Origin of the sequence: Pseudooceanicola sp. LIPI14-2-Ac024 (assembly GCF_042188925.1) — a bacterium.
In the GTDB taxonomy this organism is placed as follows: Bacteria; Pseudomonadota; Alphaproteobacteria; order Rhodobacterales; family Rhodobacteraceae; genus Pseudooceanicola.
Map to the genome: position 1 here is coordinate 114,830 of NZ_CP170102.1, position 17,918 is coordinate 132,747.

19 protein-coding genes are annotated in these 17,918 nt (G+C 63.8%); 13 read left to right on the forward strand and 6 right to left on the reverse strand.

From position 1 onward, the window contains the following. Positions 1 to 6 precede the first annotated feature (6 nt). Positions 7 to 1,047, forward strand: coding sequence for an aldo/keto reductase (locus ACE2AC_RS00510; protein WP_375690182.1), 1,041 nt, complete (start codon positions 7 to 9; stop codon positions 1,045 to 1,047). Between the two features lie 3 nt (positions 1,048 to 1,050). Here the strand turns inward: ACE2AC_RS00510 and ACE2AC_RS00515 are convergent, their stop codons facing one another. Continuing rightward, a complete protein-coding gene (locus ACE2AC_RS00515) occupies positions 1,051 to 1,908 on the reverse strand; it encodes a helix-turn-helix domain-containing protein (RefSeq protein WP_375690183.1) in 858 nt (285 codons plus the stop codon). A 153-nt stretch (positions 1,909 to 2,061) separates the two neighbouring features. Between ACE2AC_RS00515 and ACE2AC_RS00520 the strand changes: the two genes are divergently transcribed. The 3 genes from ACE2AC_RS00520 to ACE2AC_RS00530 are packed head-to-tail and all read left to right on the forward strand — an operon-like array spanning position 2,062 to position 4,073. After that, on the forward strand, positions 2,062 to 2,241 hold the full coding sequence (locus ACE2AC_RS00520) for a DUF2061 domain-containing protein (RefSeq protein ID WP_375690184.1): 180 nt from the start codon (positions 2,062 to 2,064) through the stop codon (positions 2,239 to 2,241). Continuing rightward, complete coding sequence (locus ACE2AC_RS00525; RefSeq protein WP_375690185.1) at positions 2,234 to 3,151, forward strand: fatty acid desaturase; 918 nt, start codon at positions 2,234 to 2,236, stop codon at positions 3,149 to 3,151. Before ACE2AC_RS00520 ends, ACE2AC_RS00525 begins: the two co-directional genes overlap by 8 nt. Before the next feature lie 19 nt (positions 3,152 to 3,170). Beyond that, on the forward strand, positions 3,171 to 4,073 hold the full coding sequence (locus ACE2AC_RS00530) for an EamA family transporter (RefSeq protein ID WP_375690186.1): 903 nt from the start codon (positions 3,171 to 3,173) through the stop codon (positions 4,071 to 4,073). 29 nt (positions 4,074 to 4,102) lie between these two features. Here ACE2AC_RS00530 and ACE2AC_RS00535 read toward each other — a convergent pair whose 3' ends face one another. Together ACE2AC_RS00535 and ACE2AC_RS00540 are read right to left on the reverse strand one after the other, a co-directional pair. After that, entirely contained in the window at positions 4,103 to 4,807 is a 705-nt protein-coding gene (locus tag ACE2AC_RS00535; protein ID WP_375690187.1) for an NUDIX domain-containing protein, read from the reverse strand. Positions 4,808 to 4,916: 109 nt separating this feature from the next. Then, complete coding sequence (locus ACE2AC_RS00540; protein WP_375690188.1) at positions 4,917 to 5,321, reverse strand: DUF983 domain-containing protein; 405 nt, start codon at positions 5,319 to 5,321, stop codon at positions 4,917 to 4,919. 212 nt (positions 5,322 to 5,533) lie between these two features. Between ACE2AC_RS00540 and ACE2AC_RS00545 the strand changes: the two genes are divergently transcribed. From ACE2AC_RS00545 to ACE2AC_RS00560, 4 genes are all read left to right on the forward strand, one after another. Then, positions 5,534 to 6,139, forward strand: a complete 606-nt coding sequence (locus ACE2AC_RS00545) for an EF-hand domain-containing protein (protein ID WP_375690190.1) — start codon at positions 5,534 to 5,536, stop codon at positions 6,137 to 6,139. A gap of 110 nt (positions 6,140 to 6,249) precedes the next feature. After that, on the forward strand, positions 6,250 to 6,843 hold the full coding sequence (locus tag ACE2AC_RS00550) for an RNA polymerase sigma factor (protein WP_375690191.1): 594 nt from the start codon (positions 6,250 to 6,252) through the stop codon (positions 6,841 to 6,843). After that, positions 6,830 to 7,219 (forward strand): hypothetical protein, encoded by a 390-nt coding sequence (locus tag ACE2AC_RS00555; protein ID WP_375690192.1) that lies wholly within the window; start codon positions 6,830 to 6,832, stop codon positions 7,217 to 7,219. Before ACE2AC_RS00550 ends, ACE2AC_RS00555 begins: the two co-directional genes overlap by 14 nt. Positions 7,220 to 7,228: 9 nt before the next feature. Then, the gene (locus ACE2AC_RS00560) at positions 7,229 to 7,735 is read left to right on the forward strand and encodes a periplasmic heavy metal sensor (protein ID WP_375690193.1); all 507 of its coding nucleotides are present in this window, start codon (positions 7,229 to 7,231) and stop codon (positions 7,733 to 7,735) included. Between the two features lie 27 nt (positions 7,736 to 7,762). Here ACE2AC_RS00560 and ACE2AC_RS00565 read toward each other — a convergent pair whose 3' ends face one another. Continuing rightward, positions 7,763 to 9,160 (reverse strand): diguanylate cyclase, encoded by a 1,398-nt coding sequence (locus tag ACE2AC_RS00565; RefSeq protein WP_375690194.1) that lies wholly within the window; start codon positions 9,158 to 9,160, stop codon positions 7,763 to 7,765. A 1,331-nt stretch (positions 9,161 to 10,491) separates the two neighbouring features. Here ACE2AC_RS00565 and ACE2AC_RS00570 point away from each other — a divergent pair. The 5 genes from ACE2AC_RS00570 to ACE2AC_RS00590 all read left to right on the forward strand — a co-directional run bounded on the left by ACE2AC_RS00570 (position 10,492) and on the right by ACE2AC_RS00590 (position 15,191). After that, the gene (locus ACE2AC_RS00570) at positions 10,492 to 10,749 is read left to right on the forward strand and encodes a helix-turn-helix transcriptional regulator (protein ID WP_375690195.1); all 258 of its coding nucleotides are present in this window, start codon (positions 10,492 to 10,494) and stop codon (positions 10,747 to 10,749) included. Then, on the forward strand, positions 10,746 to 10,949 hold the full coding sequence (locus ACE2AC_RS00575) for a hypothetical protein (RefSeq protein WP_375690196.1): 204 nt from the start codon (positions 10,746 to 10,748) through the stop codon (positions 10,947 to 10,949). The genes ACE2AC_RS00570 and ACE2AC_RS00575 overlap by 4 nt, the downstream gene beginning before the upstream one ends. Beyond that, a complete protein-coding gene (locus ACE2AC_RS00580; RefSeq protein ID WP_375690197.1) occupies positions 10,946 to 11,140 on the forward strand; it encodes a hypothetical protein in 195 nt (64 codons plus the stop codon). The genes ACE2AC_RS00575 and ACE2AC_RS00580 overlap by 4 nt, the downstream gene beginning before the upstream one ends. 19 nt (positions 11,141 to 11,159) lie before the next feature. Further along, the gene (locus ACE2AC_RS00585) at positions 11,160 to 11,366 is read left to right on the forward strand and encodes a hypothetical protein (RefSeq protein ID WP_375690198.1); all 207 of its coding nucleotides are present in this window, start codon (positions 11,160 to 11,162) and stop codon (positions 11,364 to 11,366) included. A gap of 1,206 nt (positions 11,367 to 12,572) precedes the next feature. Beyond that, positions 12,573 to 15,191, forward strand: coding sequence for a VapE domain-containing protein (locus tag ACE2AC_RS00590; RefSeq protein ID WP_375690199.1), 2,619 nt, complete (start codon positions 12,573 to 12,575; stop codon positions 15,189 to 15,191). A 456-nt stretch (positions 15,192 to 15,647) separates the two neighbouring features. Here the strand turns inward: ACE2AC_RS00590 and ACE2AC_RS00595 are convergent, their stop codons facing one another. Both ACE2AC_RS00595 and ACE2AC_RS00600 read right to left on the reverse strand, forming a co-directional pair. Then, on the reverse strand, positions 15,648 to 16,415 hold the full coding sequence (locus ACE2AC_RS00595; RefSeq protein ID WP_375690200.1) for a hypothetical protein: 768 nt from the start codon (positions 16,413 to 16,415) through the stop codon (positions 15,648 to 15,650). A 313-nt stretch (positions 16,416 to 16,728) separates the two neighbouring features. Further along, complete coding sequence (locus ACE2AC_RS00600) at positions 16,729 to 17,727, reverse strand: site-specific integrase (protein WP_375690201.1); 999 nt, start codon at positions 17,725 to 17,727, stop codon at positions 16,729 to 16,731. Positions 17,728 to 17,918: the final 191 nt, after the last annotated feature.

Consider the following 17,918-nt stretch of genomic DNA (forward strand, 5'->3'; position numbering starts at 1 on the left):
GCGGTCATGCAGAAAGTCAAACTCGGCCGGTCGGACCTGATGGTCAGCCGCTACTGCCTGGGCTCGATGACCTGGGGCGGGCCGACGTCGATGGACGCGGCGCACCGGCAGATCGACATGGCGGTGGACCACGGGATCAGCTTCATCGACACGGCCGAGATCTATCCCATCACCCCGGTGCGCGCCGAAACCGTCGGCCGGACCGAACGGATCATCGGGCTGTGGTTCGACAAGACCGGCCATCGCGGCGACGTGGTGATCGCGACCCAGCACACCGGCGGCGGGCAGCGCGCGGTGCGCCACGGGGCAGCGATCACGCCGGGCACGATCCAGACCGCGGTCGAGGGCTCGCTGCGGCGGCTCAAGACCGAATACATCGACCTCTACCAGTTCCACTGGCCGAACCGCCCGACCTACCGTGACCGCCGGTTCGAGGAGGGCGAACACCGCCCCAAGGTGAAATCGGTGCTGCAGAACATGGCCGACTGCCTCGGCGCGCTGGAGGCCGAGCGCAAGCGCGGCACCATCCGGCATTTCGGCCTGTCGAACGAAACTGCCTGGGGGATGGCGCAATGGCTGCGGCTGGCGGGCGCGGGGACGGGGCTGCGGCCCGTGGCGGTGCAGAACGAATACTCGCTGCTCTGCCGCCACCACGACACCGACCTGGCGGAGCTCTGCCTGAACGAGGATGTCGGCCTGATAGCCTATGCACCGCTGGCGCTTGGCCTTCTGACGGGCAAGTACCAGGGCCGGGCCAAGCCGCCCGACAGCCGGATGACCCTGATGCCCGACCTCGGCGGGCGGCGGACGGACCAGGTCTTTGCCGCCGTGGACGATTACCTCGACGTGGCGCTCAAGCATGACCTCGACGTGGTCGGCATGGCGCTGGCCTTTGCCGCCTCGCGTCCGTTCACCGCCTCGGTCGTCTTCGGCGCCACGACCGAGGACCAGCTGCAGCGCATCCTGTCGCAGACCGAGCTCGAACTGTCGGCCGAGGTTCTCAAGGACATCGAGGCAGTGCGCCGCGCCCACCCGATGCCGTTCTGAGCCTCAGAGGTCGCGGGCGAGGCGGGCGAGGTAGGGCTTGATCTCCCGGTCCGGGACGGAGGCCTCGCGCACGAGGTTGTCGAAGTGTTCGGTGAACGCCTGCACCCGGACGGAATCGCGGAAGGCGAGGTAGTGGCGCCCGGCGTACATCACCGCCAGCAGCGGGCCGAAGACTGTGACCGGAGAGGAGAAGATGCGCCGCGCGTCGAAGAGGTAGAGGCGCAGGCGGGGATAGAGCGTGTCGTTGACCTCTATGAACCACTGGATCTGCCGGCGGCGAAGGTCGCGGGGCAGGCCGCGGTAATAGCCTTCGCCATGGGCGAAACTGACCATCTCGTGCAGGGGCAGGGCGATCTCGTAGTCGGACCGCGCCTCGCGCATCCAGCTGAGCCGATCCTCGGACGCGCCGATGGCCTGCTGCGTTGTCCTGCCGAGGTGCGGGGAATATTCCCACTCCAGCACCTCGCGCAGCTTGAGCATGTCGGGCAGGGCGGCCGGGACATGCCGGATCTTGTAGCCCGCCGCCTCCTGGTGCCAGGCAAAGATCTGTTCGTCGACCAGCGCCCGCGGAGCGGCGGTCAGGGTCAGGGAGGTGGCCAGCAGGTCGGTCGCCGTCTCGGGCCGATTCGACAGCGACAGCAGCCAGTCCGCCGACACGCCAAGCGCCGCCGCGCATTCCCCGATCACCTGCGCGTTCGGCAGCCGCGCGCCATCGCCGTTCAGCAGCTGCGACACGGTCGACCGGTCGACCCCGATCTGCCGCGCCAGCGCGCTCTGGCTCATCCCGGCCGTCTGCATCGCGTGGCCCAGCCGGGCGCGGAAGGCCGAGGCGCGGGCGCGTTTGTCGATTGTTTCACTCATGCCGTGATAATTATCACCAAACGGGGCGTTTGTTAATCACATCCCGGATGTCTCGCCGCAGTGCCGCATGTGACACTGGCATGACAAGACGCCGGGGTGTCACCGGCGCAGACCAAGGGACATCTCGGCATGGAAACGCGCGCACGAACTTTCGTGAAATCAATCCTGTGGACGCTTCTCGGGCTTCTCGTCATGGGGCTGGTCGGCTTTGCCTTCACCGGGTCAGTGGCGGTCGGCGGCGGCATGGCGCTGGTCAACGCGGCTCTCGGCTTCATCAGCTACGCGATCTACGAGCGGGTCTGGGCCAACATCGCCTGGGGCCGCCATGTCTGAGCCGCGCCGCCCCGCCACATCGACCGCGACCGAATGGCCGACGCTGGGCCTGCTGGCCGCCTGCTACATCGGATGGGCCGTCGGCACGACCTGGCTCGCCGCGCTCTGGCTGCCGGCCGGCATGATCCTCACCGCGCTCGCCATCGCGCTGCATTCCTCGCTCAGCCACGAGATGATCCACGGCCACCCCTTCCGCGACCGACGCGTGAACGAGGCACTGGTGTTCCCGGCGCTGACCCTGGTGATCCCCTACCGCCGCTTCCGCGACACGCACCTGGCGCATCACCAGGATTCGATCCTGACCGATCCCTACGACGATCCCGAAAGCAACTACTGGGACCCGGCGGTCTGGCAGACGCTCAAGCCCTGGCAGCAGGGCATCCTGCGCTTCAACAACACGCTCGCCGGCCGGCTGCTGATCGGTCCGGCGGTCGGGACCTTCGCCTTCACCCTGTCGGACATGCGCGCGATCCGCGAAGGCACGCCGGGCGTGCTGAACGCCTATCTCTGGCATATCCCGGCGCTGCTGCCGGTGGTGCTGTGGCTGGCGCAGGTCGCCGACATGCCGGTCTGGGCCTACCTGCTGGCGGCCTATGCCGGGCTGTCGATCCTCAAGATCCGCACCTTCCTGGAACACCAGGCGCATGAACGGGCGCGGGGGCGGACGGTGATCATCGAGGACCGCGGGCTCCTGGCCTTCCTCTTCCTCAACAACAACCTGCACGTGGTCCATCACATGCATCCGCGCACGCCGTGGTACCGGCTGCCCGAGCTCTACCGCGCCAACAAGGAACGCTACCTCGGTCGCAACGACGGCTACCGGTATGCCACCTACGGAGAGATCTTCCGCCGCTACCTCTTCAAGGCCAAGGACCCGGTGCCGCACCCGCTCTGGCGCTCCCCCGAATAACAGGGCATAGGCCCAAGTCATGGAAACTTGGGTCCTTCTCACCTTCGGCGCGGTCACCTTCCAGACCCTCCGCTTCATGCTGCAGAAGCAGCTGTCGACCGTCGCCCTGTCGGCCAGCGGGGCGACCTTTGCGCGGTTCCTCTATTCCGCGCCGCTGGTGCTGGCCGCGCTGCCGCTGGTGCTGTCGGTGAAGGGCGCGGCGCTGCCGCCGATGCCCTGGCTCTTCTGGATCTACGCCTGGATCGGCGGGGCGACCCAGATCCTCGCCACCGTCTTCGTCCTGTTGATCTTTCGCAGCCGAAACTTTGCCGTCGGCGTCACGCTGAAGAAGACCGAGGTGCTGCTGACCGCGCTCGTCTCGCTCATCGTGCTGGGCGAGGGGGTGTCGATCCCGGCGCTGATCGCGATCGTGGTCGGGATGACCGGCGTGCTGGTGCTGTCCAACCTGCCCGAGGGCAAAGGCGCGTGGTGGAAACGCCTCGACAGTCGGGCGGCGGTGCTGGGGATCGGGTCGGGCGTGTTCTTTGCCGTCTCGGGCGTCTGCTACCGTGGCGCGACCCTGCAGATCGCCAGCGACGATGCCTTCCTGCGGGCGATGGTCACGCTGGCGGCGGTCGGCACGTCCCAGCTGATCGGCATGGGGGCCTGGATGGCGCTGCGCGAGCCGGGGCAGGTCGGCAAGGTCATGGCGGCGTGGCGGACGGCGGGGCTGGTGGGGCTTGCCTCGCTCGGCGGATCGCTCTGCTGGTTCACCGCCTTCACGCTGCAGAACGCGACCTATGTCTATGCCGTCGGGCAGAGCGAGGTGATCCTCAGCCTGCTCGCCTCCTACGTCATCTTCCGCGAACGGCTATCGTGGAAGGAGGGTGTGGGAATCGCGTTGGTCACCGTCTCGGTGCTGTCGCTGATCCTGCTGGTGTAGGACGCCGCGGGCCGGGCGCCGCCGGCGCCTCAGTCCGCCCGGGCGCCGCGGTTGATCTGACCCTTCAGGCGCTGGAAGGCGCGGTTCTCGTCCTCGTTCGAGAAGAACGGCACCGACTCGGGCGGGGTCGGATCGGCGGCGCGCTGCGCGACCTCGGCCAGCACCACCTCGGTGATGAACGGCAGGTCGAATTCGCGCGCTTTTTCCAGCGGGATCCACTGCAGCAGCGACAGCTCGTCCGACGCGCGGGAGAAATCGTCGGGATCGCTCTGCAGCGCGTCGGTGTCGGTCAGGAAGAAACGCGCGTCGAACCGGCGCGGGCGGCCCGGTGGGGTGATCGCGCGGAACACGAACTGGAGGGAGCTCGGATCGGGGCGGTGCCCGGTGGCGGCAAAATCCGCCCAGTCCGCGTGCGGGGTGCCGGGCCAGTCGCCGGGCGTGCCGAGGATCTGGCCGGTTTCCTCCCACAGTTCGCGGATCGCGGCGGCGGCCAGCGCATGGGTCAGGTCGGCATCGCAGTTTTCGCGGATGCGGTCGGCACAGAGGTCGGGCAGGGCGCCCGCCAGCGGCACACCGGCATCGTCGGGATCGACCGCGCCGCCCGGGAACACGAACATCGAGGGCATGAAGACCGCCTTGGCGCCGCGCTGGCCCATCAGGACCTTGGGGTCCGTCGCGCGGTCGCGCAGGACGATGATCGTGGCGGCGTTCCGGATGGCGGTCTTGTCTGTCATGGCTGCTCGTGTCGCTGATCTTGCGCGGCGGAGTGCCGCCGGAAGAGCCTATCGGTGCGCCGGGGCGGTGCCAAGCGGCCCCGCGCGCATCGGCACGGATGTGGCCGGATCAGGCCTCGGACGGCTTGCCGAACCCGTGCATGTGCCGCGCCCACTGGAACGCGACCAGCGCCCCCTTCATCCGGGGCAGCAGGAACAGCGACAGGCCGACCGTGGCGATCAGGAAGATGGTGAAGAGCACCAGCGGTTCCGGTTCCCACGTGGTGAAGACCACCAGCAGGAGCGGCGCCATCAGGTGGCCGACGATCAGGATCGTCAGGTAGGCCGGGCCGTCGTCGGCGCGGTGATGATAGAAATCCTCGCGGCAGACCGGGCAATGGTCGCGCACCGTGAGAAAGCCCTTGAGCATCGGGCCCGAGCCGCAGTTGGGGCAGCGGCAGCGCAACCCGTTCCAGAGGGCGCGCTTGGTGTCGCGTTCTTCCGCGGCGTCCGCGGGCAGGGGGGTGTCGGTCATCTCGGGCCTCGTCGTCTGACGCGGGGAAGGTAGGGTGTCCCGGGCCGGATGGGTAGAGGCGCTTTGGTCGCAGGCGCCGCGCCGCTTCCCCTTCGGTCAGGCAAAAAACTTTGCCGCCCCGCGACGGAACCGCCGATCCGGCCCGTATGATGGTTCGAAAGCGGATGTTGAGGCCGGTTTCGAGACTGAGACAGAACGTCAAGGAGAACGTGATGAACCGCAAGATGCTGATGTCCGGGGCAATGATCCTCGCCGTCGCAGCCGGTGCCGTTTCGGCGCAGGAGCAGCAGGAGAACCGTGGCCCGCGGCCCGACTTTGCCACCATCGACACCGATGGCGACGGCCAGGTCAGCCCGGAAGAGATGCGCGCCCATGCGGCCGCACGCTTTGCCGGGGCGGATGCCGACAACGACGGCGTGATCACCGCAGACGAGATGATCGCCCACATGGAAGCCCGCGAAGAGCAGCGCAAGGCAGAACGCCGCCAGCGCATGGTCGAGCGGATGCTGGAACGCGCCGACGACGACGGCGATGGTGCGCTGAGCATCGACGAGCTTCTGCCGCCCGAGCGCACGCAGGACCGGATGTTCAAGCGCCTGGATGCCGACGGCGACGGCGTGATCTCGGAAGAAGAGTTCGCCAAGATGGCCGAGATGCGCGGCCCGCGCGGCGGTGGCGACCGCGGTGAGCGGGGCCACGGCGACCGTCACCACGGCCCGCGCGAAGGCCGGATGGAGCGCCCCTTCGGGTTCGAGCACCGCGACGGCAAGGTGTTCAAGCAGAACGCGCCCGAACGGCGTGCCCCCGGGCACGACTGACGGGCCGTCGGGGTCCGGTCCGACATCCCCTGAGGACCGGACCCCGCAAGTGATGGCATGGCGCCGGGTGGATTGCCCGGCGCCATGGAAAAGGATACGTCCGCCGGATCATGACCGATATGGCCTTCGACGCCCTGAGCGAGCTGGAAGATGACGCGCTGCTGGTGCTTTATGCCAACGGCGACCCCTCGGCCGCGCGCCTTCTGACGGCCCGGCTGGGCCCCAAGGTCTTTGGCCATGCCTTCCGGCTGCTCGGCGACGGCGCCGAGGCCGAGGATATCGCGCAGGAGGCGATGCTGCGCCTCTGGCGGATCGCGCCGGACTGGCGCCAGGGCGAGGCGAAGGTCCGTACCTGGCTCTACCGGGTGACGGCGAACCTCTGCACCGACCGGCTGCGCCGGGCGCGGGGCGGGCACCGCGGGCTGGACGAGGCGGCCGAGCCGCTGGACGACACGCCCGGCCCGGCCGAGCGCATGCAGCAGAAGGCGCGGATGGACGCGCTGCAGCAGGCGCTGGACACGCTGCCCGACCGGCAGCGGCAGGCGGTGGTGCTGCGGCACATCGAAGGCCTTGGCAATCCCGAGATCGCCGAGGTCATGGAGATCAGCACCGAGGCGGTGGAATCCCTCACCGCCCGGGGCAAGCGGGCGCTGGCGGCGGCACTGGCCGGGCGGCGCGAGGAGTTGGGCTATGTCGAAGACTGACCGGACCGAAGGCCTGGGCGACGTCGAACTGGACGCGCTCTTTGCCATGGCGCGCGACGACGCGCCGGAGCTGCCCGCAGGACTGGCCGCACGGATGGTGTCGGACGGGCTGGCGGAACAGGCGCGGCGCGCGGCGCCGGTCCCCGTGGCCGCCCCGCCGCGGCCCGGTCCGGTGCGCCGCTTCCTGGCCGGGATCGGCGGCTGGCCGGCGCTGACGGGCCTTGCGACCGCCACGGTCGCCGGGGTCTGGATCGGCATCAGCCCTCCCGCGGTGCTGGCCGAAACCGCCGCCAGCCTGCGCGGCAATGCCACCGCCGACGACCTTTACCTCGTGGACGTGATGTCGGCCTTCGACGGCCTAGGCGCCGAAGGCTAGGAGACCCTGATGAACGATACCCCTCCCACCCCCACGCCCGCCGCGGCGCCAACCCGGCTCTGGGTCCGGATCCTGCTGGTCGCGTCCCTGGCGCTGAACCTGCTGGTGATCGTCACGGTGGTCAGCTTTGCCGCCTTTCACGGCGGCCCCGACGGCAAGCATCGCCCGCCCCGCGTCGACCGCACCGGCGGCCCACTGACCGGCGCGCTGAGCGAAAGCGACAAGCGCGAGATCGGCCGGGCGATCTGGCAGAGCTACCGCGAAGGCCGGCCGTCCCGCGCCGATGTGCAGGCCGAGTACCAGGAGGTCATCCGCACCCTCAGGACCGAGCCCTACGACCCCTCGGCGGTCGAGGCGAGCCTGCAGAAGCAGCTGGATTTCGCCGTCGAACGGCAGGCCGTGGGGCAACAGATGCTGCTGGACCGGCTGGCCGCCATGACGCCCGAGGAACGCGCGGCCTTTGCCGACCGGCTGGAAGAGGGGCTGAGCCGCGGGCCGAAGCGCGACAAGGACTGACCGGAACAGGCGCCCCGCGCGGCGAGGTCAGTCGGTGTCGGACGCGGCGGCCAGGGCGACGCGGTTGCGCCCGGCCTCTTTCGCGGCGTAGAGCGCCCGGTCGGCCCGGTCGATCATGCTGTCGACCAGCGCCTGAGCCGACAGGCCCTTGTCGGCGATCTCCACGCAGCAGCCCATCGACATCGTGACCTCGACGCGCGCGTCGCGGCCGGGGATCGGGATCGGCGCGTCCGCCAGCCGGCGGCGCAGGCGGTCGGCGACGATCTGCGCCTCGTTGCGGCCGGTGTCGGGCATCACGATCAGGAATTCCTCGCCACCGAACCGCGCGACCAGGTCGCGGGCGCGCAGGTTGTCGCGCAGGAGGTCGGCGATGAAGATCAGCGCCGCGTCGCCCGCCGGATGGCCGTGGGTGTCGTTCACCAGCTTGAAGTGGTCGACGTCGGCCAGCAACACCGCAAAGGGCTGGTGGCTCTGGGCCGAGGCCTCGGCCAGGCGCAGCATGTAGGGTTCGGCATAGCGGCGGTTGTAGAGCCCGGTCAGCGCGTCGGTGACGGAATCCCGCAGCCCTTGCTGCAGGCGCTTGCGCATCCCGTCCGACGCCTGCTTGCGACGCAGCAGCGCCTCGATCCTGAGCAGCGCCTCGCGCGGGTCGAAGCCGAAGGCCATCACCGCGTTGGCCCCGTGGTCAAGCGCGTCGGGCAGGATCGGGTTGCCGCTGTCCTGCGTCACCAGCAGGATCTCGGCATGGCGCGAGGCCGGGCGGGACCGGACCTCGACGATCAGGCGCAGCACCGCGCGGCGGTCGGCCGAGGTCGTGTCGATCACCAGCACGTCGATGCTGCCGCCGGTCTGGAACCAGCGCAGCGCCTCGCTGATCGGGAAGGGTTTGAATTCGTGCCGCGACAGCCGTGACAGGGCGCTGTGCCAGTCGAGCGCGGTGGTCGATCTCTGGGTGACCAGCGCGACGCTGCCCGGCTGTTCGAAGGGCGCGGCCGCTTCCGACAGGCCGAAGGCGCGGCCCATGCTTTCGCGCAGCGCCAGTTCTTCTTCGGTGCCATGCGCGCGGATCAGGCAGCGCAGCCGCGACAGCAACAGCGTTTCGGGCTGGGCGCGGGAAAAGAGGTCGTCGGCCCCCGCCGCCAGCAGTTGCGCGCGCCTGGACCGGCCGGCGTCGCCCACCATGACCACGATCGTCAGCTGCGCGTTTCGCGACACCTCTCGCAGGCGGCGGCACAGATCGTCACAGTCGATGTCGGTGAGGCTGTCCGAGACCATCACGAGGCCGGGGCGGTCGCGCACGACCTTGTCCAGCGCCTCGGCGCCCGAGGCCGCCAGGCTGATCTGGGGGAACGAAGGCGAGAGATTCACCTTCAACATGATCCTGCTGGTCGCCGCCTCATCGACCACGAGGATTGTTCCGGGCATTGGGGTTGCGCTTTCGCCTGGTGTGAACGATGCCATCATACTTTATTGGGAAAGGTTAAGGATTCCTTAAGATCAGGTTCGTCCTAACTCCCTGACTGTGGACGGTTATCTTGACTGTGGACATATCTAGGTACCCCAAAATCCTGTCATGTGGGGCAACCTTGGGGGTGCTCGTATCGAGCGGTAAAGGACTTTATCGGGAGGCCGGTAGGGAAGGCTCAGCTCGACGCTAGGCGACCCGTGCGGTCGGCACTCGAAGAGCTAGGCGGGTAGGGTGGCGACCCGGTGGATGGACCCGACGCAGGGGGGCGCGGGTAGGCCGGTACGCCGTCTCGCCGTTGGCTACCGCCCGGCGCTAGGGCGCTTGTCGGCGAAGGGGGCCAACGTCCGTTCCTTGCGGTCATCACGTACCCGCTGGTCAAGGTCGCGGATACGTCCGGCGCTGGCGAGGGCTGACGGAGATCGGTGGTCTCGCCAGCAAACACCGCACCCCTTTCCGGTCATCAGTTTATCCAGCCGAGTGACCCATACGTGGTTGCAGGGAACTCCCCGATGAACCTGCTCGCATTGTACTTCGACCATTGTTCGGTGCCCGGCGTCAGCGACGAACCGAACAATTGTCAGGTTGTCCCCGAACACGCCCCGCGCCTTGGCGCGAACCTCTTCAATCGTGTTCAATGGTCGAATTCCTTTCCTCGGCCCCCGCAACTTGTCGCGGCAGGACCAGCACAACTCGCTGTTCTTGTGATGGTCGTTCTTACCCAGCCGCCGATCGCATGTGGCGCAATTCTCGGGTAGCACTGCGCCCCGGGCCAACCGGCCTTCAAGCTGCTTCGCCTTCTGGCACGAATGGCACCGCTTCGGTTTGGTCTGGTGCGCTTGCTTCCGCGTGAGATGCTTTCCGCAAGCCGCACAGGTCTCTGTTGGGTGCAGTTCCATGCGTTCAGGGTACCCGCCCCCGGCGAAGTGCCGAAACGCCGGTTCGGCCCCCGGTGCGACCTATTCCAGCTGCCCAGGCGCACCTGTGGCGGCCCCCGTCGTGGAGTAGCCGAAGGCCCTCTGTGCGTCGAATCACGCACGCCACTTCAAACACGTGTTTGAGCACAAGATAGCCTTAACGCCCCCCGTTAACTCCAATATCTTGTGTTTTGGTTGTGGATAACTCCAACACTCTGCGTTGCTTGGGCCCTTGCGCGAATGCCTAATTTTGGCCGACCATAGGGGCGCTCCAATGAGCATGAACAGTAACTAACCCGCAGAACCTAGCTCTGCGGGAACAGGGAAGGAGTGCGTAAATGGCACAACCTAGACACGAACGACCACCGGACTTCATGAACAGGAAGGAGCTCGCGAAGTACCTCACCGAGCACGGCCTTCAGACCTCGCCACGTACCTTGGAGAAGTGGGCACAGATGGGAGAAGGGCCGTTGTATCAGCGATACCGTCGAGCGGCGGTCTATCACCGGGATGACGTTGACACGTGGCTCGCTACTCAACTCAGCATTCCAACCAATCAGTCTTGGTCTGAACCGAAGGTCATCAACGACCCCGGCGTCATCGAAGGCACATACACGGAGGTGAAGGGATGAAAGACCAAGTCACCGAAGTAGACCACCTCAACACGATAAGACTGACGGACGATGAGGTCATTCTTCTGGACAAGGCTCTGGTCGTTCTCGAAGACCTCTGCCGGTTCCACGACGCGGGTCAAATATTTGAACTCCTCTGGATGAAGGCGCTGACTGCCGAAGTCCGAAATGAGTTCAAAACAAGGGAGGGGTGGATATGACCAAACCACGCAATCACCAGCTCTCGTTCACCTACGAAGAGATGGAACTCATGGAGTTCGCGGTCCAAGACATCCACCGTCACCTGGAGGCTATGGAGAGCATTGGCGTGTTCGCCGCGCTGTGGCTGAGAGAGACCGTCTTGGAGAGAATAAAGTATGCCGAGAAGGTCGAGGAGAAGGCCGATGACTAACATTCAACAGGAGAGAGACATGACTGAACTGGAACAGCAAACCCGAGATGAAATCTACGATGTCGTGGACCGCGTAACGGACCGGATGGAACAGGTGTTCGCTGAAGAGCTCGCCAAGAGCTCTCTGAAGGTGAAGGAGTTGCCCGGCCTTGGGATACTCCATGAACTCCTAGCTGACGCTTTGGGGGAAGAACTGGTCCTGAAGGAAGAACCTGACGCCCGGTAGCGTCCATAAAAAGACCCGGCAGGCTGTACGCTTGCACCTGCCGGGCTCAAAGTCAGAAGAGGTGTCCGGACAGTGGACGGCGATAGTATACGGCGAAGCTTCCGGCCGAGCCTAGGACGCACGGGTTCGCCGTGCAGGAATGCTGCTCGGGCAGGATGGCGGACCCGCTCGACGCCATGAAGGAAGCGGAGCGGGTCCTATGGGCGCTGCTGAGCTAAGTACCTGCGACCGGGGTAGGGTAGCGCCGCGCGGAGGTAGGCCGATACAGGCGGTTCCTACGCGCGGCGTTGTTCATCTTCGGGCGGGGGAGGTACGTAGGTCTTCACGCTCTTCATCCGCGTTCCTGCCTTCCCGCGAACCGCCGCCGAAGTCCAACCAAGCGCAAGCGCCCAGTAGGTGTCTGGGTTCTTCACCGTGCACTTGGGGCAGACCGGAGGGTAGGACTTCTCGATACCGGCAGAACATACGTAGCACCGCGAGAAGGACTTAGGTGGCGCAAGAGGAAGTTCCACCCGAGGCGGGCGCTTGACCGGCGCTTCTCGAACCGGGCCAAGACCATTCCCGCCGTCCGCGCACCGGTAACATAGTTCCTTCGTCGATCTCCGCGACAGCTTGGCCCCACACGAAGGGCATTCCCGTTGCGGCGGTAACGGTTCCTTCTTTCGCTTCATCGGTGGTACGGGCTTTAGAGGAACCTCGTCCTCGGCATTCCCGATCCTCAAGCGTCGACGCCGTGCGCGGCTGCACTTCCGACACAAGCCGGTAGTATGTTTAGCGGTGATCGGGTCGCCACATGAAGAGCATTCCATAGGGCTACGCTAGGTCGGGGGTAGGGACCTGCTAAGAAGAATTCTTATTCGGCGGTAATGGCTATCAGTGTAGTTAGGCGCGTTCGGGAGTAGACGCGGGGGATTGTCTCGGCGTCTCGCCGTGTGCTCCAATTCACATGAAGATACACCGGGACGACTTAACTCCTATCGCCGTAGACGTAGCGGCGTAAGCTATAATCCCTACTCATGGTTCTTGGTAGTGAAGTACCCACCAATCATGAATGTAGCCCCCAGTAAGTGGTGAACAGGCTGGGGGCTACGTTAACCGTTGGGCGAGGCTAGCGCCCGTAAGGTGATTAGGTAAAGGTACCTTACGACGTTTCGCCTCCGCCGTAAAGCAGCCCCTTCGGGCTGTGTAATACAAGAGGCTAAATAGATGTCGTTCACGTTCACCCTGTACACGAACCTCAATCCTAATGCGCCTTCCTTGGGCAAGACATTCTCATGGAAGAACGGGGCACTTCAGAAGGAGGGCGTCAGCGTCATCAGCGGAGCATTGGCTTCGAAGGAGACGGTTGATGACCTCAGGCAGTTCGGCGAGTTCTTGAAGGGGATACGGGATACAGGAGAAGTACGGGTCGCGCTTGGGTTGGGGGTTACGAACTACGACCACGTTCTAATCTGCACGAAGGATAGTCGCCGGGTCACCGAATGGGCCACTCCGCGGATTGGCCAGAAGCCGTCGGCGGATATGGAAGCGGCTCTCAAGGTCCCACCCATTCCACGTATCAAGGAGAACTTCAGTTGGTCTACCGGCGGCGGGTTCATCCTACTCGACTATGACTTCAAACCCGCCGCCCTTCACCCCGAGTACCGCCCCCGAGCAGAGGCGTTCCATGCAATGGTGCAAGAGCTAGGGTACGTGGAAGCATTGAGCCGGGTCACCGGTCTGCCGCTGGCTGACTTCGGCTACGTCACCGTCGCCAGCAGCAGCGCGGGATTGGTGGCCCCGGCGGGGACGCCGCTGGAAGGGGGCGGGGGGCTACATACCTACTTCGCCCTCGAGAACATGAGGCAGGCCGAGCGGTACCGCGACATTATCGAGAGCAATGCGTTGGCCAATGGCTATGGCTGGCTCTTGGTATCAGCGGGCGACCGTAAGAAGGGGCTGTTGCGTACGGTGCTGGATACGGCGGTGTTCAGCCCAGAACGGGTAATCTTCGAAGCCGCCCCGACGTTGAACGACGGCATTACCCGAGCGGACCCGGGCGTCATCATCAAAGACGGCCCGCCTCTACCGTCCGTGCCCCCTAAGAACTGGAAGGTGAAGGCGAGCACGAAGGACGGCTACTCCCTATCTTCGAGCGCGCGAGAGTACCTTGAAGCCCTATGCGACAAGGCGGGCCTTGAACCTCACGTTCGCGGCGAAGACCTAGGCGAAGACTTCATTCTCTACCGAGCAGACGGTTCCACCGTGACTATTGGAGAGCTATTCGACGCAGGCAAGGATGACGGCGAATTCTTCGACCCGCATGACGGTATGGAGAACGAAGAGTATAAGCACACGACGTCTCGCTACTTCCATCATCACGGGCGTAACCCCGTAGTCGCTAGTCAGGCGCACCACGGTATTGTCTACCCGGTCAAGGTCTCGGTGGAGAGGGCGTCAGCCCTTGTCCGGACAAAGGCCAAACGGGGCGCTCCGGGCCTCGCGGGGGCGCTTGACCGTATCCTCGATGACCTAGGCATGAAGCTTCGCTTCAACGAGTTCACGGGTCGCTATGAACTGAACGAGGGGGACGAATGGCGCGTCATGGAACAGACCGAATTTACGTTGGTCTATGAAAGTTGGCGGCAGCTCAGCGAGGCGCATGACGACGTTCGCGACCTTCCGGGTCAGGGGGAGTTCTACAATTCGCTCCGACTGCTGGCCCGACGTGCCTACGCCTATCACCCCGTCAGGGAGTATCTTGAGGGGCTGCGGTGGGACGGCGTGCCTCGCTTGGACACCTGGCTGACCGACGCTCTGGGTGTGGCGGATAACGCCTATACTCGGGCGGTGGGCGCCAAGGTGCTGATTGCCGCCGTCACGAGGATATTCCGCCCGGGGACGAAGTTTGACCAATTGCTCATCCTTCACGGCCCTCAGGGAACCGGCAAGAGCACAGCGGTACGAAGGCTGAACCCGGTAGAAGCGTGGGCAGGGAACAAGGTCGAATTGGGTATCAAGCCCCGCGAGGCGATAGAACTGTCCCAAGGTATGTGGATTGGGGAGGCGGAAGAGGTCGTCGGCCTTAGCAAGCGTGAAGTCGAAGACCTAAAGAAGTTCTTGTCGGCGCAAGAGGATACGGCCCGTATGGCGTACGACGCCGTGGTGACAACGGTCAAACGTCAGTTCGTTCTCATCGGGACCACGAACAAGACTGAGATACTTAGGGACCCGACGGGGTCGCGTAGGTACTGGCCGGTCGTGGTGGGGAAGGTGGACCTCGACAAGCTGGTAGAAGACCGCGACGCATTGTTCGCTGAGGCCGTCTCGCGAATGGGGGAGAACCTGTTCCTCCACGCCGAAGAGGACAAGGAAGCATTGCATATCCTCGCGGGCGTCCACGACGAGTTCACCGACAGGGGACCGTACTACGAGGTCTTGGTCGAAGTGCTTGATGAGTTTGAAGAGGGGTGGATACGCAGTATGGACGTGTCGGAACTTCTCGGGTTCGGCCAAGCGGAATACAGGAACCTGACCCAGCAGAAGAAGTCTCTGATTACGTCAACCATGAGCTATCTTGGATTTGAGCGTACGAAGCAGAGGCACCCCGCCACTAAGAAGACGACGGCAATGTATCGTAAGGACCCGCGTGGGGTTGGGAATGTTGCGCAACTTCCGCAGCTTGAGCTTAGCGAATGCCGAACCAAGGTTGAGAACGTGGGCACGCAAGTAGAGCAGATTGCAGATGAGCCAGACGGCGAACCTCAGAAGAAGCTCGTGCGTCAGCCGGGGAGTGGTCCGGCGGGGCGGGCCGCGAAGGCGATTGAAGATATGAAGAAGAAGTAGGGAGTTCAGGCGTTCAGGCGTCTCGTGTCTGGGGCCACCTATTAGGTGGCCTTTAGGTATTGAGCGATTGGGCGTGTAGCGTCAGGCAGTCTCTCGGGTACGGCGTTACCTCCAGTTACCCTACACGTTACCCTCTAACTCCCTCTTGTTATTATCGTTACCTCCGTTACCTCACAAAATTCAAGCTATATAGGAAATATGGGTGGTGGTTGGTAAAACACCCATGACCCCGATACGCCCTATAAGGTTAGGCGATTGTGAGGTAACGGAGGTAACGATAATAACAGCAGTGAGTTAGGAGGTAACGAGCGTCGTAACCGGGGGTAACGAATTAGCCTTAGAGACCTCTGTAGCGACGCACGAGACCTAAATCTCATAGCGCCGCTACGCAACTAGGATACGCGGCGCAGGCGGCAAGGGAAAGGGAAACTCTTCTGACCTTGAATAATCAGCGTGTCATCGGGCAAACAGCTTGGCGATCGGGTTCTTCGCATCCCGTTCTATCGCACGCTTAAAAAATCCTTCAAAGTCTGTAAATTCGTCTGGTTCTACGCCCGCGAACTTCACGGCAGATATAACACGTATGTTTGGGAATGGTTTGCTCGCGTCAAGTGTTCCGCCTCTAGAGTACTCGAACAGGTCTTCGGAGAGAGCGTGAACCAGCGCCCACCTATAGGACAGAGATATCCTGTTAATCCCTCCGAGTGATTGTTTTAGCGGGTCTTTGGAAATTGATTGCAGAGGCCCAAAGTCCTCGCTGGCAAGGGCGAGTTGGTATCCTCGAAGAATGCCTTGCAATCTCTCCTTTACGGGGGTGTCTGATACCACAATGGCAGCTTTAATACTGTCAATGTGATCCTTCTCTAACTCTGTCGTGCAAGGCAATATCGTGCCATGTATATTGCTGTGTTCGACTATGTCTTGAATGCCTCGTTGCGCCACTTGGCATACTCGGGTCAGAGCCAAGGGAAGGCTCGCGATCTCCGCGTCCGCCTCTCTCATCCTCCGGCGCTCGGCCACCTCTTCCGAATGCGATATCTGCCTAAGTATGCCCGCATAGGCGATTGCTGCTGCGGTTATGGTTGCGCCGATGGCGAAGAACGACGCCGCTTCGGCCTCGAACACCGGCCCAAGCTCTGGGTCCAAAAGCCAACACATTGCCAGCGTTGCAATTACGCCGACTGCTAGTCCCGCTGGAAAGCCGTCTCTGAGAACTCGCTTCATGGTGTCCGATGCCTACAGATCTTTGCGCTGTCTATCGAAGAGCGCACCAGCTGTCAGTAAAACTACTCCCCGACCCGGCGCATAGACACTGGCGCGAGACCGTCGTTACTTTTTTGCGGTGAGGAGAAGGTTGCCCCGGCCTTAATGGGGAACGGGCCGGGGCAACGGGCCTGAGCGACGAGGTTGGGGATGGGCAGTGTCAGGCCGGGTCTAAGGTTGTCCACGGCATGCCGTGGCGTCAACCTTTGATTGTCCCTTGTCGCGCCGCTGTGACCGAATGTCGCCGGACGCAGACCCCGGTCTCAGCCGACGGCTAGCCGCTCAGGTCGTCATTCAGCTGATCGTTGTAGACTTCGGCTACTCGCGCCGCCGCAGATTGGCTGGCCAAAATGCGCCTCCCATACCTCGCGGGCATTTCGGGCGAACTCCACCGACCGGCGACCATGATCGACGACAAGTCGCACCCGATCCTAAATGCGTCATGCACGCCACCGATACGTGTACTGTGGGCCGATATATCGTCGCGCCCGGTGCACTTCTTAAGAATGCGGGACAGTGAAGTTGGATTAAGCGGTGCCACGCGGGCGTTGGGCTGCGACTTGGTTAGAAGTGGGTCATCATGTTTGAGACCGGCCAACTCCACCCACGCTAAAGCTGCCTCGGTGCCACGGTCAGATAGGAAAGCATAAGCGCCTTCGCCGTACGGGTCGGTCTTGGAGCGATGAACGAATAGAAGGCTGGAGCCGTCGTCTTGACGGATGATGTCTCTTACGCGGAACGCAACGATCTCTGACGCCCGACACCAACTATCGCTGGCGATCCATAGGAGAGCTTTGTCGCGGACATCCCTTCGGCTATCTCCGAGACGTCTGATTGTCTTTAGGACCTCTAGCTTAGTCAGGGGCGGGGCTTGCCGAACTGCTGCCCCATACCGCCTCTTCACACCCTTTAGGGCGAGCTCCACTAGCCGGTGGCGGCAAGGGTTGGGTTGGAAGTGCGACCGGTGGTATTCAGCAATTGCCCAGAGGCGGGTCTCGATCGTCGTGCTTCGTATCTTGCCACCAAGGTGGTCGATATACTCGGCGATGACCTTCGGTTCTATCGGCGGCGTGTGGTGATGGCCTTCCTGTTCGCACCACTGGATGAACCCCTTTAGGATCTGACGGTAGTTCCTCAAGGTGGCTGGGGCGAACGCGGCTTCACTGCGCAGGCGATACTCCTCAATAAGCTTGTCACGGCTTGCGAGATTGGTTCCAGACAACTGGATAACAGCGGCGTCACGCTCGCTCTCTCTGTCGAAGCGATGCTCCATGTCTCCCTCCCGGGTTCTCGAACATGTCGGAACTAGGGTAGCGATGCAGTAGGCCGAGTTGGGGATTTAGCTGTCTTCCGCCACGTTCGGGTCTAAGGCCATTTTGCGGTACTGCTCGTGGGAACATACACCCGCGACCGGCGGCGTCGAAAGTACTCGCCTTGCCGTGTCTGACAATCCATATCGTTCGA

Excerpts from the sequence above, each read along its gene's own strand:
- ACE2AC_RS00555 (WP_375690192.1), top strand. The coding sequence starts at position 6,830 with ATGTCGAAGACTGACCGGACCGAAGGCCTGGGCGACGTCGAACTGGAC.
- ACE2AC_RS00540 (WP_375690188.1), bottom strand. The coding sequence starts at position 5,321 with ATGACCGACACCCCCCTGCCCGCGGACGCCGCGGAAGAACGCGACACC.
- ACE2AC_RS00535 (WP_375690187.1), bottom strand. The coding sequence starts at position 4,807 with ATGACAGACAAGACCGCCATCCGGAACGCCGCCACGATCATCGTCCTG.
- ACE2AC_RS00515 (WP_375690183.1), bottom strand. The coding sequence starts at position 1,908 with ATGAGTGAAACAATCGACAAACGCGCCCGCGCCTCGGCCTTCCGCGCC.
- ACE2AC_RS00560 (WP_375690193.1), top strand. The coding sequence starts at position 7,229 with ATGAACGATACCCCTCCCACCCCCACGCCCGCCGCGGCGCCAACCCGG.
- ACE2AC_RS00550 (WP_375690191.1), top strand. The coding sequence starts at position 6,250 with ATGACCGATATGGCCTTCGACGCCCTGAGCGAGCTGGAAGATGACGCG.
- ACE2AC_RS00595 (WP_375690200.1), bottom strand. The coding sequence starts at position 16,415 with ATGAAGCGAGTTCTCAGAGACGGCTTTCCAGCGGGACTAGCAGTCGGC.
- ACE2AC_RS00580 (WP_375690197.1), top strand. The coding sequence starts at position 10,946 with ATGACCAAACCACGCAATCACCAGCTCTCGTTCACCTACGAAGAGATG.
- ACE2AC_RS00510 (WP_375690182.1), top strand. The coding sequence starts at position 7 with ATGCAGAAAGTCAAACTCGGCCGGTCGGACCTGATGGTCAGCCGCTAC.
- ACE2AC_RS00570 (WP_375690195.1), top strand. The coding sequence starts at position 10,492 with ATGAACAGGAAGGAGCTCGCGAAGTACCTCACCGAGCACGGCCTTCAG.
- ACE2AC_RS00590 (WP_375690199.1), top strand. The coding sequence starts at position 12,573 with ATGTCGTTCACGTTCACCCTGTACACGAACCTCAATCCTAATGCGCCT.
- ACE2AC_RS00545 (WP_375690190.1), top strand. The coding sequence starts at position 5,534 with ATGAACCGCAAGATGCTGATGTCCGGGGCAATGATCCTCGCCGTCGCA.
- ACE2AC_RS00575 (WP_375690196.1), top strand. The coding sequence starts at position 10,746 with ATGAAAGACCAAGTCACCGAAGTAGACCACCTCAACACGATAAGACTG.
- ACE2AC_RS00565 (WP_375690194.1), bottom strand. The coding sequence starts at position 9,160 with ATGCCCGGAACAATCCTCGTGGTCGATGAGGCGGCGACCAGCAGGATC.
- ACE2AC_RS00600 (WP_375690201.1), bottom strand. The coding sequence starts at position 17,727 with ATGGAGCATCGCTTCGACAGAGAGAGCGAGCGTGACGCCGCTGTTATC.
- ACE2AC_RS00585 (WP_375690198.1), top strand. The coding sequence starts at position 11,160 with ATGACTGAACTGGAACAGCAAACCCGAGATGAAATCTACGATGTCGTG.
- ACE2AC_RS00525 (WP_375690185.1), top strand. The coding sequence starts at position 2,234 with ATGTCTGAGCCGCGCCGCCCCGCCACATCGACCGCGACCGAATGGCCG.
- ACE2AC_RS00530 (WP_375690186.1), top strand. The coding sequence starts at position 3,171 with ATGGAAACTTGGGTCCTTCTCACCTTCGGCGCGGTCACCTTCCAGACC.